At 70.8% G+C, this 17,256-nt stretch carries 11 protein-coding genes; 9 read left to right on the forward strand and 2 right to left on the reverse strand.

Annotation, left to right across the window (positions count from 1 at the left end; genetic code table 11):
* Nucleotides 1–128: 128 nt before the first annotated feature.
* Entirely contained in the window at nt 129–2,582 is a 2,454-nt protein-coding gene (locus AB0M70_RS33285; protein WP_365825957.1) for a DEAD/DEAH box helicase, read from the reverse strand.
* An 80-nt stretch (nt 2,583–2,662) separates the two neighbouring features.
* Between AB0M70_RS33285 and bldG the strand changes: the two genes are divergently transcribed.
* The 9 genes from bldG (at nt 2,663) to AB0M70_RS33330 (ending at nt 17,128) form a co-directional block, all read left to right on the forward strand.
* Nucleotides 2,663–3,004 (forward strand): anti-sigma factor antagonist BldG, encoded by a 342-nt coding sequence (gene bldG, locus AB0M70_RS33290; protein ID WP_003975386.1) that lies wholly within the window; start codon nt 2,663–2,665, stop codon nt 3,002–3,004.
* A gap of 114 nt (nt 3,005–3,118) precedes the next feature.
* Entirely contained in the window at nt 3,119–3,556 is a 438-nt protein-coding gene (locus tag AB0M70_RS33295; RefSeq protein ID WP_365825960.1) for an ATP-binding protein, read from the forward strand.
* 330 nt (nt 3,557–3,886) lie between these two features.
* Nucleotides 3,887–6,295 carry a sodium-translocating pyrophosphatase gene (locus tag AB0M70_RS33300; protein WP_365825962.1) on the forward strand — a complete coding sequence of 803 codons (2,409 nt, stop codon included), beginning with the start codon at nt 3,887–3,889 and terminating at the stop codon, nt 6,293–6,295.
* A gap of 199 nt (nt 6,296–6,494) precedes the next feature.
* Entirely contained in the window at nt 6,495–7,076 is a 582-nt protein-coding gene (locus AB0M70_RS33305; RefSeq protein WP_351166883.1) for a small secreted protein, read from the forward strand.
* A 133-nt stretch (nt 7,077–7,209) separates the two neighbouring features.
* Nucleotides 7,210–8,742 carry a class I SAM-dependent methyltransferase gene (locus AB0M70_RS33310; RefSeq protein WP_365825965.1) on the forward strand — a complete coding sequence of 511 codons (1,533 nt, stop codon included), beginning with the start codon at nt 7,210–7,212 and terminating at the stop codon, nt 8,740–8,742.
* A 315-nt stretch (nt 8,743–9,057) separates the two neighbouring features.
* On the forward strand, nt 9,058–9,255 hold the full coding sequence (locus AB0M70_RS33315) for a hypothetical protein (RefSeq protein WP_363210556.1): 198 nt from the start codon (nt 9,058–9,060) through the stop codon (nt 9,253–9,255).
* Nucleotides 9,256–9,551: 296 nt separating this feature from the next.
* A complete protein-coding gene (topA, locus tag AB0M70_RS33320) occupies nt 9,552–12,392 on the forward strand; it encodes a type I DNA topoisomerase (protein ID WP_365825967.1) in 2,841 nt (946 codons plus the stop codon).
* 125 nt (nt 12,393–12,517) lie between these two features.
* Nucleotides 12,518–15,748: a dTMP kinase gene (gene tmk / locus AB0M70_RS33325; protein WP_365825969.1), complete on the forward strand. Its 3,231-nt coding sequence runs from the start codon at nt 12,518–12,520 to the stop codon at nt 15,746–15,748.
* Between the two features lie 174 nt (nt 15,749–15,922).
* Entirely contained in the window at nt 15,923–17,128 is a 1,206-nt protein-coding gene (locus AB0M70_RS33330) for a DNA polymerase III subunit delta' (protein WP_365825971.1), read from the forward strand.
* Here AB0M70_RS33330 and AB0M70_RS33335 read toward each other — a convergent pair.
* The gene (locus AB0M70_RS33335) at nt 17,125–17,247 is read right to left on the reverse strand and encodes a hypothetical protein (RefSeq protein WP_365825973.1); all 123 of its coding nucleotides are present in this window, start codon (nt 17,245–17,247) and stop codon (nt 17,125–17,127) included. The two genes, AB0M70_RS33330 and AB0M70_RS33335, sit on opposite strands and share 4 nt — an antisense overlap.
* Between the last annotated feature and the right edge of the window lie 9 nt (nt 17,248–17,256).

Below are 17,256 nucleotides of genomic sequence, written 5' to 3' on the forward strand. Positions count from 1 at the left end.
GTGCCGGAGGGCGGCCAGGTGTGCTTGTGGGGCTTGCTGAGCGCAGGCATGAGGCGAGGGCAGAGCCCGCGCCCCCACGACCCGGCCAGGAACGAGACCCGAGCCGGACAGCACGCGGCCCCTCCCCCTCAGGGCGTGGGCGCGTCCTTGAGGAGGGTGGTGAGGAGGCGGATCGCGCCGCGCTTGTGCAGGGGGTCGTTGCCGTTGCCGCACTTCGGGGACTGGATGCAGGAGGGGCAGCCGGCGTCGCACTCGCAGGAGGCGATGGCCTGACGGGTGGCCGTCAGCCATTCACGGGCCGTGTGGAAGGCCCGCTCGGCGAAGCCCGCGCCGCCGGGATGGCCGTCGTACACGAAGACGGTCGGCAGGAGCGTGTCCGGATGGAGCGGCACGGAGACGCCGCCGATGTCCCACCGGTCACAGGTCGCGAAGAGCGGCAGCATGCCGATGGAGGCGTGTTCGGCGGCGTGCAGGGCGCCGCCGAGGATCTCTGGATTGATCCGGGCGGCGTCCAGCTGGTCCTCCGTGACCGTCCACCAGACCGCCCGGGTGCGCAGCGTGCGGGGCGGCAGGTCCAGCTTGGTCTCGCCGAGGACCTCGCCGGTGATCAGCTTGCGGCGCAGGAAGGAGACGACCTGGTTGGTGACCTCCACGGAGCCGTAGCAGAGGCGGCCCGAACCCCAGGGGATCTCGGTGTCCGTCTCCAGGATCGAGATGGCCGTGGTGTCGCGGGCGGTCGTGGAGTACGGCGGATTGGCCTCCTCCACCAGGGCGGCCGAGTCCTCCAGGTCCAGACGGCGCACGAGATACGTACGGCCCTGATGAAGGTGGACCGCGCCCTCGTGGACGGCGGTGTGCGCGGCGGACGCGTCGACGGTCCCAAGCAGCCGCCCCGTGCCCTCCTCGACGATCTGGACGGGCCTCCCGCCCTCGCCGCGGATGTCGGTGAGGTCGGCGGCCCGCTCCCTGCGGGTCCAGTGCCAGGCCTTCGTCCGGCGGCGCAGCAGCTTCGCGGCCTCCAGCTGCGGGAGCAGGTCCTCGGTGGCCGGGCCGAAGAGGGTCAGGTCGTCGTCCGTGAGCGGGAGCTCCGCGGCGGCCGCGCAGAGGTGGGGCGCGAGGACGTAGGGATTGTCGGGGTCGAGGACCGTCGACTCCACCGGCTGCTGGAACAGCGCCTCGGGATGGTGGACGAGATACGTGTCCAGCGGGTCGTCGCGGGCGACGAGGACGGCCAGCGCGCCCTGCCCGGAGCGTCCGGCACGGCCCGCCTGCTGCCAGAGCGATGCGCGGGTGCCCGGATAGCCGGAAATGATCACGGCGTCGAGACCGGAGACGTCCACACCGAGTTCGAGGGCGGTGGTGGCCGCGAGCCCGAGAAGTTCCCCGGAGTGCAGCGCTCGCTCCAGGGCGCGGCGTTCCTCGGGGAGATATCCGCCCCGGTAGGCGGCCACGCGGCGGGCCAGGGAGCGGTCGACCTCGGAGAGGCGTTCCTGGGCGATCACCGAGATCAGCTCGGCGCCACGCCGGGACCGTACGAAGGCGACCGAGCGGACGCCCTGGACGGTCAGGTCGGTCAGCAGGTCCGCGGTCTCGGCGGTGGCGGTGCGGCGGACAGGCGCGCCCTTCTCGCCGTGGAGCTCGGTGAGCGGCGGTTCCCACAGGGCGAAGACGAGGTCGCCGCGGGGCGAGGCGTCGTCGGCGACCTCCTTCACGGGAAGCCCGGTGAGGCGTTCCGCGGCGATGGCCGGCTCGGCGGAGGTGGCGGAGGCGAGGAGGAAGACGGGGTCGGAGCCGTAGCGGGCGCAGAGGCGGCGCAGGCGGCGCAGGACCTGGGCGACGTGGGAGCCGAAGACGCCGCGGTAGGTGTGGCACTCGTCGATGACGACATAGCGCAGGGCGCGCAGGAAGGAGGACCAGCGGGGGTGGGAGGGGAGTATCCCGCGGTGCAGCATGTCGGGGTTGGTCAGGACGTAGTTGGCGTACTGACGTACCCATTCGCGTTCTTCGACCGGGGTGTCGCCGTCGTACACGGCGGGGCGGATCGCGTTGCCGAGGGGCTCCGCCAGCGCGCGTACGGCGCGGCGCTGGTCGGCGGCCAGGGCCTTCGTGGGGGCCAGGTACAGCGCGGTCGCGCCACGCCCGTTGGGGGCCTCGGAGCCGTCCAGGAGCGCCGAGAGCACGGGCGTGAGATACGCCAGCGACTTGCCCGAGGCGGTGCCGGTGGCGACGATGACCGACTCGCCGTCCAGGGCGTGCTCGGCGGCGAGTGCCTGGTGGGCCCAGGGGTGCTCGATCCCGGCCGACTGCACCGCGGCGACGACCTCGGAACGAATGCGATCAGGCCAGACTGCATACCGGGCCTCGCGCGGGGGCAAGTGCTCCGTATGAGTGACGCGCGAAGCACGGCTCGGTCCCGCGGTGAGCCGGTCCAGGACCGTCCGTGGAGACGTGCGTACCGGGGCGCCCGCGGCGGGTCCTCCGGGCGGAGAAAAGTTGGCCATCGGCACCGAGTGTGTCACTGGCGGGATGGACAATGGTCCCAAGGCGTCGTGCACGCCTGCCTGTAAGTGATTGAATGCCATCGCGGCTGGCGATCCGTCCTGGGGGCTCTGCCGAGGTGTCCCGAGGGATGACCGCTCGATAGCAAGGTGCTGGAGGATCCGTGGACCTGTCCCTGTCGACCCGTACCGTCGGCGATCGTACGGTCGTCGAGGTCGGTGGCGAAATCGATGTTTATACCGCGCCCAAGTTGCGCGAACAGTTGGTCGAGTTGGTGAACGACGGCAGTTTCCACCTGGTCGTCGACATGGAGGGCGTGGACTTCCTCGACTCCACCGGGCTCGGCGTACTGGTCGGCGGCCTGAAGCGGGTGCGTGCCCATGAGGGCTCGCTGCGCCTGGTCTGCAACCAGGAACGCATTTTGAAGATCTTCCGCATCACCGGCCTGACCAAGGTGTTCCCCATTCACACCTCGGTCGAGGAAGCGGTCGCGGCCACCGACTGAGAGCCGGATGTCCCGGGTCGCCTGCTTGTGCGGCCCGGGAGTGGCAGTACAGCAGGGGACCGGGCCCTCGGCCCGGCCCCCTGACAGCACGCGCGTATGTCCGAGGGGGAATGCATGGCCACCGTTGAACTCCGCTTCAGCGCGCTGCCCGAGCACGTCAGAACCGCTCGGCTCGTGGCGGCGGCGGTCGCGCGCAGGGCCGGAGTGGACGAGGCGGTCCTCGACGAGGTCAGGCTCGCCGTCGGCGAGGCCTGCACGCGCGCCGTGGGGCTGCACCAGAGCAGCGGCGTCTCCGCGCCGGTGCGGGTGGCCCTGATCGAGGACGAGAAGCAGTTCTCCATCGAGGTCGGCGACGAGGCCCCCCACGCGACGCCCGGCGACCGGACATCCGGTCCGGAGTCCGGTTCGGCCGACGATCTGGACGCCGAGGGTGAGGACGAGATGGGTCTCGCCGTCATCAGCGGGCTCGTGGACGACGTGGAGGTCACCGCCGGCGAGGGCGGCGGTCTCATCCGGATGACGTGGCCGACGGCCCCGGTGCCCCTCGTCTGAGCCAATCCCTGAGCCGTCCCCGCGTCGGCTCCTGAACCGGGCTCCGGCCCGGCGGGCCTCGGCTCCACATCGCCCCATCAAGGTCTTGCTCCCCGTCCGGGAGCAGGGCCTTTTTCTTTTTGGATCATTGCCCCGGTCAATTGCCTCGGGACTGGCGGTCGCCGTCAACGCTTTTGGGGCATTACCGCTTTCGGGGTCAATCTGTGGTCGCGATCATTTGCTGGGAAGCAATCTCGCGCCAATTCCGTTTGCGGCGCTCTGTTTTGATCAGGTTCAGCTCCCTACAATCCGTCCACATCTTGAGCTCAGCCCCAGCGTCAAGGAGGACGAATGGCGGGGCTTTCTACCCCTCATCAGTTTGACCATCCCTCAACCTTCGCAGCCGCAGTACTGACCGACGACAACCGCCTCATCGTGATGGTCATCGCGGCCGTCGCGGTGGCGGCTCTCGTGGTCGCCTGGGTGCTCGTACGCCAGGTTCTCGCGGCCGACGAGGGCACCGACAGCATGAAGAAGATCGCGAAGGCGATCCAGGAGGGCGCCAATGCCTACCTAGGCAGGCAGTTGCGCACTCTCGGTGTTTTCGCCGTCGTGGTGTTCTTCCTGCTCATGCTGCTGCCCGCAGACGACTGGAATCAGCGTGCCGGCCGATCGATCTTCTTCTTGATCGGTGCGGTGTTCTCGGCGACCACCGGCTATATCGGCATGTGGCTCGCCGTACGCAGCAATGTTCGTGTGGCGGCAGCCGCCCGAGAGGCCACTCCGGCGGAAGGAGAACCCGAAAAGGATCTCACCGCTGTTTCACACAAGGCCATGAAGATCGCTTTCCGCACGGGCGGCGTTGTCGGCATGTTCACGGTGGGGCTCGGTCTTCTCGGCGCCTCCTGTGTGGTGCTCGTCTACGCGGCCGACGCGCCGAAGGTCCTGGAAGGCTTCGGCCTCGGGGCGGCGCTGATCGCGATGTTCATGCGTGTCGGCGGCGGCATCTTCACCAAGGCCGCCGACGTCGGCGCCGACCTGGTCGGCAAGGTCGAGCAGGGCATTCCGGAGGACGACCCGAGGAATGCCGCGACCATCGCCGACAACGTGGGCGACAACGTCGGCGACTGCGCGGGCATGGCCGCCGACCTCTTCGAGTCGTACGCCGTGACCCTGGTCGCCGCGCTGATCCTCGGCAAGGTCGCCTTCGGCGACTCCGGACTCGCCTTCCCGCTGATCGTTCCGGCGATCGGCGTCGTGACGGCGATGATCGGGATCTTCGCGGTGGCGCCAAGGCGCTCCGACCGCAGCGGCATGACCGCCATCAACCGCGGGTTCTTCATCTCCGCGTTCATCTCGCTGGCGCTCGTGGCCGTTGCGGTCTACGTCTACCTGCCGGGCTCGTACTCCGACCTGAACGGTGTCACGGACGCGGCGATCGCCGGTCATGACGGTGATCCGCGGGTCCTCGCGGTCGTCGCCGTCGCGATCGGCATCGTCATGGCCGCGCTGATCCAGCAGCTCACCGGCTACTTCACGGAGACCAGCAGGCGTCCGGTGAAGGACATCGGCAAGACGTCCCTCACCGGACCGGCCACCGTGGTCCTGGCCGGCATCTCGATCGGGCTCGAATCGGCCGTCTACACCGCGCTCCTGATCGGGCTCGGCGTCTACGGTGCGTTCCTGCTCGGCGGTACGTCGATCATGCTCGCGCTGTTCGCGGTGGCGCTCGCCGGAACCGGCCTGCTCACCACGGTCGGCGTGATCGTCGCCATGGACACCTTCGGTCCGGTCTCCGACAACGCGCAGGGCATCGCCGAGATGTCCGGTGACGTCGAAGGTGCCGGCGCGCAGGTCCTCACCGACCTGGACGCCGTCGGCAACACCACCAAGGCCATCACCAAGGGCATCGCCATCGCCACGGCCGTCCTCGCGGCCTCGGCGCTCTTCGGCTCGTATCGCGACGCCATCGCGAGCGCGGCCAAGGACGTCGGCGAGAAAATGGGCGACGGCGCTCCGATGAACCTGGTCATGGACATCTCACAGCCCAACAACCTGGTCGGCCTGATCCTGGGCGCCGCGGTCGTCTTCCTCTTCTCGGGGCTTGCGATCAACGCGGTGTCGAGGTCGGCAGGAGCGGTGGTCTACGAGGTGCGGCGGCAGTTCCGCGAGCGCCCCGGGATCATGGACTACTCCGAGGAACCGGAGTACGGGCGCGTCGTCGACATCTGCACCAAGGACGCGCTGCGCGAGCTGGCCACGCCAGGTCTGCTCGCCGTGCTCACGCCGATCGCGGTCGGCTTCTCGCTCGGCGTCGGCGCGCTCGGCTCGTTCCTGGCGGGCGCGATCGGCACCGGCACGCTGATGGCGGTCTTCCTCGCCAACTCGGGCGGTGCCTGGGACAACGCGAAGAAGCTCGTCGAGGACGGCCATCACGGCGGCAAGGGCAGTGAGGCCCATGCCGCGGTGGTGATCGGCGACACCGTCGGTGACCCGTTCAAGGACACCGCGGGACCCGCGATCAACCCGCTCCTGAAGGTGATGAACCTGGTGGCGCTGCTCATCGCGCCCGCGGTCGTCCAGTTCAGCTACGGGGACGACGCGAGCGCAGGGATGCGGGCACTGATCGCGGTGCTCTCGATCCTCGTCATCATCGGCGCGGTGTACGTCTCCAAGAGGCGGGGCATCGCCGTGGGCGACGAGGAGGAGGGTGGTACGGAGCCGGTAAAAAGCTCACCTGACCCGGCCGTGGTTTCGTAACACCGGGTCAGACTCTGCCCAACACAGGGGCGGGCGGCGCGTTTTGACGCGGCGTCCGCCTTTCGTGTGGGGCGTGCGCTCTCTGGTGAGCCTTCTCATGCGCTCTCCGCTTGGTGCAAATGGCTTCAATAGGGGTGGTACCGGACCCCCGGCATGCGGTTGTAGCCCAGTTGGCGTGTAAGTTCCGGGGCCGAGAGCCATGGAAGGGACCAATCCGGTGAACAAGAAGCTTGCAGCCGCACTGTCCGGCGGTGCGGTACTGGTACTGGCGCTGTCGGGCTGCAGCGACGACGGCAACGAGAAGCTGGACTCCTGGGCCAAGGACGTCTGTGACTCGGTCCAGCCGCAGTCGAAGAAGATCGCCGCCGCCAACGCCGCGATCCAGAAGGAGACCTCGGACAACAGCTCGCCGGAGGATGTGCAGAAGACCGACTCCAAGGCGTTCCAGGACATGTCCGACGCCTACAAGGCGATGGGCACCGCGGTGAAGGACGCGGGCGCCCCGCCGGTCGACGGCGGCCAGAAGAAGACCGACGACGCGGTGAAGGAACTGAACGCCATCTCCAAGTCGTACGGCGACCTGAAGAAGAAGGTCGACGGCCTGGACACCAAGAACCAGGCGGACTTCGCGGACGGGCTCAAGAGCGTCGCGGGCGAGCTGGACAAGCTGAGCAAGAGCGGCAACGAAGCACTGGAGAAGTTGCAGGAGGGCGAGGTGGGCAAGGCGATGAGCAAGCAGGACAGCTGCAAGTCGGCCAGCGCCACGCCTTCTGCCGCCTAGGGGCCCCCTACAACGACCTGCTGCCCCGGAGCCTTGGGAGAGATCCCCCGGCGTCCGGGGCAGCGGCGCGTTCAGCCGTGCCCGGCAGTGGCGGACTCGGCGTGCGGAGGCAGAAGCGGGTCACAATGAAGGGGTGAGTATCGCTAGCGCCCCCCTGCCCTCGTCCGATCGTGCCGACGTCTCCGCCCAGCTGCGGGAAGCCCTGCTGGAGGCCGACTTCACCGCTGACGGGCTGCTGGAGCTGCTCGGGGCGCCTGCCTACACGGCGCTCGCCCGCAGCGAGACCGTGCCCGCGCTGCGGGCCACCCGCGGCGAAGGGCCGCTGGAGACGCTCGTGCGGCTCTTCCTGCTGCAGCGTTCCGTGCCGCACGCGCGCGTGGCGGCCGTTCTGCCGGTCGGGCCTCTACAGGAGAGCGGTTGGCTCTCGGCGGCGGACGGTGAGGGCGCGCTGAAGGCGACGGTGGACGTGCGACCCTACGGCGGGCCGAGCGGCGAGGACTGGTTCATCGTCTCGGACCTGGGCTGCGCGGTCGGCGGCGCCGGTGGCATCGGCAGCCATGACGAAGGCGTCGTCCTGGGAGTCGGCGGGGCGTCGACGACGCTCGCGGGGCTCACCGTGCGTACGCCCGTGGCCAGCGCTCTTGACCTCGGCACCGGCTCCGGCATCCAGGCGTTGCACGCCGCGCAACACGCGACACGGGTGACGGCGACCGACCTCAACCCCCGTGCGCTGCACATCACGCGGCTCACACTCGCGCTGTCCGGCGCTCCCGGTGCGGACCTGCGCGAGGGCTCCCTCTTCGAACCCGTGGGCGAGGAGACGTACGACCTGATCGTGTCCAATCCGCCGTTCGTGATCTCTCCCGGAGCGCGGCTCACCTATCGCGACGGCGGGATGGGCGGGGACGATCTGTGCCGGTCGCTCGTTCAGCAGGCAGGGGAGCGGTTGAACGAAGGGGGGTACGCGCACTTCCTCGCCAACTGGCAGCACGTGGAGGGCGAGGAGTGGACCGAGCGGCTCCGGTCATGGGTGCCGCGCGGATGTGACGCGTGGATCGTGCAGCGTGAGGTGCAGGACGTCACGCAGTACGCCGAGCTGTGGCTGCGCGACGCCGGGGACCACCGCACGGACCCGGAGGAGTACGCGGCGCGGTACGACGCGTGGCTCGACGAGTTCGACGCCCGCAAGACACGCGCGGTCGGGTTCGGGTGGATCACGCTGCGCAAGTCCGCGGCAGGGGCCGGTTCCGCCGAGCCGACCGTGACCGTGGAGGAGTGGCCGCACCCCGTCGAGCAGCCGCTGGGCGAGACGGTGCGGGAGTTCTTCGCGCGGCAGGACTACCTGCGGACGCACGACGACGCCGCGCTGCTCGCAGGGCACTTCAAGCTCGCGGACGAGGTCGTGCAGGAGCAGGTCGGGCTGCCCGGCGCCGAGGACCCCGAGCACGTCGTGCTGCGCCAGCACCGCGGGATGCGCCGGGCCACCAAGGTGGACACGGTGGGCGCGGGCTTCGCCGGTGTGTGCGACGGCACGCTGAGCGCCGGGCGGATCCTCGACGCCATCGCGCAACTGGTGGGCGAGGACCCCGTATTGCTGCGCGACCGCACGCCCGCGCAGATCCGGCTCCTCGTCGAGCAGGGCTTCCTGGAGCCGGTCGAACTGTAGGCGGCTCGTGGGCGTCCCGCACGCGGCATCCGGGGCCGCCGGGCCGTTGGCGGGACGCGTACGGCGTGTCTCGTACGTTTCGCGGACATGGGTCCCGCGTTGTGGGTGGGATGGATGGACGTCGGCGACCGCCGGACGTACATCGAGAAGGTGGACTGTGCGAACCAGCCCCGCGGCGATCGGTTCCGGTCGAGTCGGGCCGGGCGACGGCCGGTGTTCGTGGCTGGGCGCCCTGCGTTCACCCGAGGTTCGCGCCCCGGATTCCCGGGCGTGTCAGTTTGCCGATCCGGGAACTCAGTACGGGGAGGCAAAGACATGGAGAGTGGACCAGCGATCTTCGCGGGCACGGTGTTCGCGCTGTTCGGAGCGGGACTGCTGCTGTGGACCGGAGCACGCGTCGCACACCGCGCGCCCGTCGCCGACGGTGTGAACCCCGTCGCATCGGCGACGCTCGCCGCGCTCGCCGGCTCGGGCGCACTGGTGCTCGGAGTGTGGTGTTTCACTCGTCTCTGACCGGAAGCGGTCGGTGGCCGCGGGGCGTGTACGGGCCGTAGGCCCGGCGCCGGTGCCGAGCCGGTGGTGAAGCCGGTGGTGAAAGGGCAGGTCGCCACTCCGGGCGGCAGGAATGGCGGTAGTCGGGTTACCGTTCGAGTGGCCGTTGCGGGCTTTTCCCGTTTGACACGGGGGCGGGATGTACCGTCACACTCCGCAGCGTCAGCGCAACTCAAGCGCACCGAGCGAGGCCACGCACCGCGGCCCCGAGGCCACGCAGCACGGCCACCGAGTACCGACCGGAGAGAAGAGCGAAGTTGTCCCCGACCAGCGAGACCGCAAAGGGCGGCCGCCGACTCGTCATCGTCGAGTCGCCTGCCAAGGCGAAGACGATCAAGGGTTACCTCGGCCCCGGCTACGTAGTCGAGGCGAGCGTCGGGCACATCCGCGACCTCCCCAACGGCGCCGCGGAGGTACCCGACAAGTACACCGGCGAGGTGCGCCGTCTCGGCGTGGACGTCGAGAACGACTTCGAGCCCATCTATGTCGTCAACTCCGACAAGAAGGCGCAGGTCAAGAAGCTCAAGGACCTGCTGAAGGACTCCGACGAACTCTTCCTCGCCACCGATGAGGACCGCGAGGGCGAAGCCATCGCGTGGCACCTCCTCGAGGTCCTGAAGCCCAAGGTCCCGGTCAAGCGGATGGTCTTCCACGAGATCACCAAGGCCGCGATCCAGGGCGCCGTCGCCAACCCGCGCGAGCTCAACAAGCGCATGGTCGACGCCCAGGAGACCCGCCGCATCCTCGACCGTCTCTACGGCTACGAGGTCTCGCCGGTCCTGTGGAAGAAGGTCATGCCGCGCCTGTCGGCCGGCCGTGTCCAGTCCGTGGCGACCCGCCTCGTCGTCGAGCGTGAGCGCGAGCGCATCGCCTTCCGCTCCGCCGAGTACTGGGACCTGACGGGTACCTTCGGTACCGGCCGCACCGGTGACGCCTCCGACCCCTCGCAGCTCGTCGCGCGCCTCACCACGGTCGACGGCAAGCGCATCGCCCAGGGCCGCGACTTCAACTCGGTCGGACAGCTCAAGTCCGACACCCTGCACCTGGACGAGACCAACGCCCGCGCGCTCGCCGCGGCCCTGGAGAACACCAGGTTCGCGGTCCGCTCCGTCGAGTCCAAGCCCTACCGCCGCTCTCCGTACGCGCCGTTCCGCACGACGACGCTGCAGCAGGAGGCCAGCCGCAAGCTCGGCTTCGGCGCGAAGGCCACGATGCAGGTGGCGCAGAAGCTGTACGAGAACGGCTTCATCACCTACATGCGTACGGACTCCACGACGCTGTCCGACACGGCGATCACCGCCGCCCGCGCGCAGGTCACGCAGCTCTACGGCAGCGACTACCTGCCGGACAAGCCCCGTACGTACGCCGGGAAGGTCAAGAACGCGCAGGAGGCGCACGAGGCGATCCGACCCTCGGGCGATCGTTTCCGCACGCCCGCCGAGACCGGCCTGACCGGCGACCAGTTCCGGCTCTACGAACTGATCTGGAAGCGGACCGTCGCCTCCCAGATGAAGGACGCGATCGGAAACTCCGTCACGGTGAAGATCGGTGGCACGGCCGCCGACGGCCGCGACGCCGAGTTCAGCGCGTCCGGCAAGACCATCACCTTCCACGGCTTCATGAAGGCCTACGTAGAGGGCGCGGACGACCCGAACGCCGAGCTCGACGACCGTGAGCGCAGGCTCCCGCAGGTCAACGAGGGCGACGCGCTGACCGCCGACGAGATCACCGTCGACGGGCACGCGACGAAGCCGCCGGCCCGCTACACCGAGGCCTCGCTGGTCAAGGAGCTCGAAGAGCGCGAGATCGGCCGCCCGTCGACGTACGCGTCGATCCTCGGCACGATCCTCGACCGCGGTTACGTCTTCAAGAAGGGCACGGCCCTCGTGCCGTCCTTCTTGTCGTTCGCCGTGGTCAACCTCCTGGAGAAGCACTTCGGGCGGCTCGTCGACTACGACTTCACCGCACGCATGGAGGACGACCTCGACCGCATCGCGCGGGGCGAGGCGCAGGCCGTGCCGTGGCTGAGGCGGTTCTACTTCGGCGAGGGCGACGACTCCGGTGTCGCCTCCAGCGCGGGCAACGGCGACGGTGACCACCTCGGCGGGCTCAAGGAACTGGTGACCGACCTGGGCGCGATCGACGCCCGGGAGATCTCCTCCTTCCCCGTCGGCGACGGCATCCTGCTGCGCGTCGGCCGCTACGGCCCGTACATCGAGCGCGGCGAGAAGGACGCGGAGGGCCACCAGCGCGCCGACGTGCCCGACGACCTGCCGCCGGACGAACTGACCGTCGCGTACGCCGAGGAGCTGCTCGCCAAGCCGAGCGGTGACTTCGCGCTCGGCACCGACCCCACGTCGGGCCACGAGATCATCGCCAAGGACGGCCGCTACGGCCCGTACGTCACCGAGGTGCTCCCCGAGGGCACTCCGAAGACGGGCAAGAACGCGGTCAAGCCGCGGACGGCCTCGCTCTTCAAGTCCATGTCGCTCGACACGGTGACGCTCGAGGACGCCCTGAAGCTGATGTCCCTGCCGCGTGTGGTCGGGGTGGACGCCGAGGGCGTGGAGATCACCGCGCAGAACGGCCGCTACGGCCCGTATCTGAAGAAGGGCACGGACTCGCGGTCCATCGAGACCGAGGAGCAGCTCTTCAACATCACGTTGGACGAGGCCCTCGCGATCTACGCCCAGCCCAAGCAGCGCGGGCGGGCCGCCGCCAAGCCGCCGCTCAAGGAGCTCGGCGAGGACCCGGTCAGCGGGAAGCCCGTCGTCGTCAAGGACGGCCGCTTCGGGGCGTACGTGACGGACGGCGAGACCAACGCGACGCTGCGGGCCGCCGACAGCGTCGAGGACATCACCGCCGAGCGGGGCTACGAACTGCTCGCCGAGAAGCGGGCGAAGGGTCCGGCCAAGAAGACCGCCAAGAAGGCGGCGAAGAAGGCCCCGGCCAAGAAGACCGCCGCCAAGAAGACGGCTGCTTCGACGGCGAAGAAAACGGCCGCCAAGAAGACGACGGCCGCGAAGAAGACCACTACGAAGACGGCGGCCGCCAAGAAGACCGCTGCTTCGGCCGCGAAGGCGTCCGACGCCGAGTAGCCGACCGGACGCGGTGCCTGTGTGCGGCGCTGTGAATGAGTGAGTTGTGAAGGTGTGAACCGAAGGGGCGTCCGTTTGTTCGGGCGCCCCTTCGGAGTGTCGCACCGTCCAGATAGGCTGGACGGATGACGCGTGCCGAGCAGCCAACGGTCGGAAACCCGGCCCCCGACGACGCCCTGGTCGCAGATTCCCGAGAGCGTGCTGTCCGCGCCTTGCTGCGCGTGCCGCAGCTGAAACGGCTCTGGAGCGCCCAGCTGGTCGGCGGTGTCGGCGATGCCCTCGCCCTGCTTGTCCTGGTGGTGCTCGCTCTGCAAGCGGCCATCGCCGAAGGGGCGTTCGGGGGCGGTTATCGCGGGGTCGCTTTCGCGGTCACCGCCGTCTTCGGGGCACGCGTCCTCGCGACGCTGCTCTTCGGAGCGGTGCTTCTGGGGCCGCTGAGCTCCCTCACGTCACCGGACGGGCCGCTCGACCGGCGCTGGACGATGGTCGTCGCAGACGGCCTGCGGGCCGCGCTCCTGATCGTCGCGCCGCTGTGGATCGACTGGACCCCGGACAACGCGCTCGCGATGCTGCTCGTGACCGCCTTCGTGATCGGCGTCTCCGAACGCTTCTGGACGGTCTGCCGCGAGAGCGCGGCGCCCGCGCTGCTGCCCGCCCCGCCCCTGGAGGGCGCCACGGTGCGGCCGCTGCCGGACCACATGGACGCACTGCGGCGCCTGTCGCTGCGTACGGGCTTCGTGGCGCTGCCCATCGCGGCCGCCGCGCTCGTCGCCGTCACGCTGATCGGGAACCTCCTCGGCGCCGGGCTCGACTGGTTCGAGGCGCACCAGGCGGGGCTCGCCTCGTTCGTCGCCGCCGGACTCTTTGCGGCCTCGCTGTCGATCGTCTTCTTCCTCGAACTTCCCGCCACCCAGACGCCACGCGCGCGTAGCCCGCTCGAAGGGCTGCGCAGGCCGCGCACCGGCAGCGGCACCGACCGCGGCCGCACCGGCGCCATCCCGCTGCTCGTCGCCGCCTGCGCCGCCATCGCCGGGGCCGTCGCGGCCTCCGTCGCGGTCGCCGTGCTGCACGCCAAGGACCTGGACGGCGGGCCCGTCACGTACGGCCTGATCGTCCTCGCGCTGACCGGCGGCACCGTCGTCGGCATCCGTACGGCGCCCTCGCTGCTGCCCTCGCTCTCGCGCCGCAGGCTGCTCGCGCTCGCGATCGCCCTCGCCGGCGTCGCCCTGCTCGCCGCAGGCCTCGTGCCCGACGTGACGACCGTGCTGCTGCTCCTGGCGCTCGCCGGGGTTGCCGCGGGCATCGCCGCCCACACCGGGCACGCACTGCTCGACCAGGAGGTCGAGGACTACCGCAGGGCGCGCACGACGGAGCATCTCCAGGCGGTCGTACGCCTCTTCGTGGCGCTCGGCGCGCTCATCGCCCCCGTGGTCGCCGCGGCGATCGGGCCGCACCGCTTCGTCAACGGCAAGTTCGTGTTCGACCACGGAGGCGCCGCCTTCACGCTGATGCTGGTGGGCGCGATGCTCCTGCCGGTGGCCGCGCTGGTCCTCGCCAAGATCGACGACCGGCAGGGCGTGCCGTTGCGGCACGACCTGCGGGACGCGCTGCGCGGCGGCGACGACCCCGAGCAGGGGATCGCCGCCACGGGCTTCTTCATCGCCCTGGAGGGCGGCGACGGCGCCGGCAAGTCCACGCAGGCCGAGGCGCTCGCCGAGTGGATCCGGGCCAAGGGCCACGAGGTCGTCGTGACACGCGAGCCGGGGGCCACCCCGGTCGGCAAGCGACTGCGGTCGATCCTGCTCGACGTGTCGTCGGCCGGTCTCTCGCACCGCGCCGAGGCACTTCTGTACGCCGCCGACCGCGCCGAGCACGTCGACACGGTCGTACGTCCCGCCCTCGAGCGGGGTGCGGTCGTCATCTCCGACCGCTACATCGACTCGTCCGTGGCCTACCAGGGCGCGGGCCGTGATCTGTCCCCGACCGAGATCGCCCGTATCTCGCGGTGGGCGACGGCCGGGCTCGTGCCGCATCTGACGGTGCTGCTCGACGTGGCGCCGGAGGCGGCCCGCGAGCGGTTCACGGAGGCCCCCGACCGCCTCGAGTCGGAGCCGGCCGAGTTCCACGCGCGCGTGCGGTCCGGTTTCCTGACGCTCGCCGCCGCCGACCCGGGGCGCTATCTGGTGATCGACGCCGCCCAGGAGCCGGAGGCGGTCACGACCGTCGCCAGGCACCGGCTCGACCTGATGCTGCCGCTCTCCGAGGCCGAGGTGAAGGCACAGGAAGAGGCCCGTAAGGCGGCCGAGGAAGAGGCACGGCGCAAGGCCGAGGAAGAAGCCGCGCGCAAGGCCGAGGAGGAGCGGGTCGAGCGCGAGCGCCAGGAGCAGCTCGCCAAGCTCCGCGCCGAGGAGGAGGAGCGCAAGCGCCGCGAGCTGGAGGAGGCGCAGCGCCGCGAGGCCGAGCGCCAGGCCGAGGAGGCCAGGCAGCGCGCCGAGGAGGCGAAGCGCCGCGCCGAGGAGGAGCAGGCACGCCTGCTCGCCGAGGAGAAGGTGCGGGCGGCCGAGGAGGAGCGGCGGCGCCAGGAGGCCGAGGAAGAGGCGCGGCTCCGGGCCGAGGCCGAGGCGCGCCGCCTGGAGAAGCAGCGCAAGGCGGAAGAGGCCCTGCTGCGGGCCGAGGAGGCGCGACGCCTCGCGGCGGCTTCGGCGGCGGCCGCTGCGGCGGCTGCGGCGAGCGCGGCGGCTCCGGCTCCCAAGGCGGCTCCGGCTCCGAAGCCCGCTGCGGCTCCGAAGGCGGGTCCCGCTGCGAAGTCTGGGCCTGCTCCGAAGTCGGGTCCTGCTCCGAAGGCGACTTCCGCCTCGTCCGCGGCTGCGGCCCCTTCGGATGCCGTGCCGGACAACGAGACGACGATCCCCACGCCCGTCGTGAAGCCCGGTGCGCCCGCTCCGGCCGCCCCCGCTCCGGGTGCCCCCGCGCCGGGTGCGGCCGACGAGACCGCGGTGCTGCCGCAGGTGCAGGACACCCGCGACGCCCGCGCCTCGGACGAGACCGAGGTGCTGCCGCAGCCGCCGGTTCCGGGTGCCGCCGACGAGACGGCCGTCCTGCCTCCCGTACGCGAGGACAAGGTGCCGCCGGGGTACTTCCGCGACGAGCGCCCCGAGGGCGGCAACGACCGCACCCGTGAGCTGCCCCAGGTCGACGAGAACGGGGAGCCCGTCCAGCGGCCTCGCTCGGACTGGGCGGAGGAGACTCCGCTGGACGATCTGCCCTCCCTGGCGGACGAGTTGCTGGGGGACCGGGACGACGACGAGGACGGCCGCGACGGTGGCCGCGGCGGCCGGGGGCGGAACAAGCGCTGAGCCTCGCCAAGGCGAGCTGAGCCTCGCCGGGTGAGCGGACCGCGTCGGCACCGCGTCGGCACCGCGTCGTCATCGCGGTGGCGCCGCGTTGTCAGTGGCGTGCCCCACAATGAAGTCGACAGCGTGACGTGAAGTGCGGGGCGCGACGCAGGTGCAGGGCGGAGGCGGTGACCGATGACCGTATGGGACGACCTGGTGGGCCAGGAGCGGGTGAGTGAGCAGCTCGGCGCCGCCGCCCGGGACGCCGACACGCTGGTCACCGCCGTGGCCTCGGGCTCCCCGCGGCCCGAGTCGTCGAAGATGACGCACGCCTGGCTGTTCACCGGACCGCCCGGCTCCGGGCGGTCCACCGCCGCCCGCGCCTTCGCCGCCGCGCTCCAGTGCACGAGCCCGGACCGCGCGCTCGGCGGCGCCCCCGGCTGCGGCTTCTGCGACGGGTGCCACACGAGCCTGGTCGGCACGCACGCCGACGTCGAAGTGGTGCGTACGGACCTGCTGTCCATCGGCGTCAAGGAGACCCGCGAACTGGTCAGGCGGGCCCAGCTCTCTCCCGCCGGAGGCCGCTGGCAGGTCATCGTCCTTGAGGACGCCGACCGCCTCACCGAGGGCGCGGGCAACGTCCTGTTGAAGGCCGTGGAGGAGCCAGCCCCTCGCACCGTATGGCTGCTCTGCGCGCCCTCACTGGAGGACGTGCTGCCCACCATCCGTTCCCGCTGCCGCCATCTGACGCTGCGTACGCCTCCGGTGGATGCCGTCGCCGACGTACTCATCCGGCGTGACGGCATCGAGCCGGACGTCGCCTCCGCCGCCGCGCGCGCCACCCAGGGGCACATCGGCCGCGCCCGCCGCCTCGCGACCGACCCGCGGGCCCGCGAGCGCCGTGCCGCCGTGCTCAAGCTCCCGATGCGGGTGCAGGACATCGGCGGCTGTCTCAAGGCCGCGCAGGAACTGATCGACACGGCGGGCGACGACGCGAAGCAGGTCGCCGAGGAAGTCGACGTCAAGGAGACCGACGACCTGAAGGCGGCGCTCGGCGCGGAGAAGGGCGGCCGGATGCCGCGCGGCACGGCGGGCGTCGTGAAGGAACTCGAGGACCGGCAGAAGCGCCGCAGGACCCGCACCCAGCGGGACAGCCTCGACCTCGCACTCATCGAACTGACCGGTGTCTACCGCGACGTGCTCACCCTCCAGCTCGGCTCGCGCGTGGCCCTGGCCAACACGGAGGTGCTCGACATGCTGGAGCGCCTGGCGCGCGGCACGTCCCCCGAGTCCACCCTGCGCCGCATCGAGGCGATCAGCGCCTGCCGCACCGCACTGGACCGCAATGTGGCGCCGCTGCTCGCGGTGGAGGCGATGACGGTGGCGCTGCGGGCGGGTTAGGCGGGGACCGTGACCGAGGCCGCGACGTTGATCGTGGCCGTGGCCGTGGCCGTGGCCGTGGCCGTGGCCGTGGCGCTGCGGGCTGAGGGAGTCCGTTGGCGGGTCACCCGTACGAGCACATTGCGTAA

This window comes from Streptomyces sp. NPDC051214 (assembly GCF_040682375.1).
Classification (GTDB): domain Bacteria; phylum Actinomycetota; class Actinomycetes; order Streptomycetales; family Streptomycetaceae; genus Streptomyces.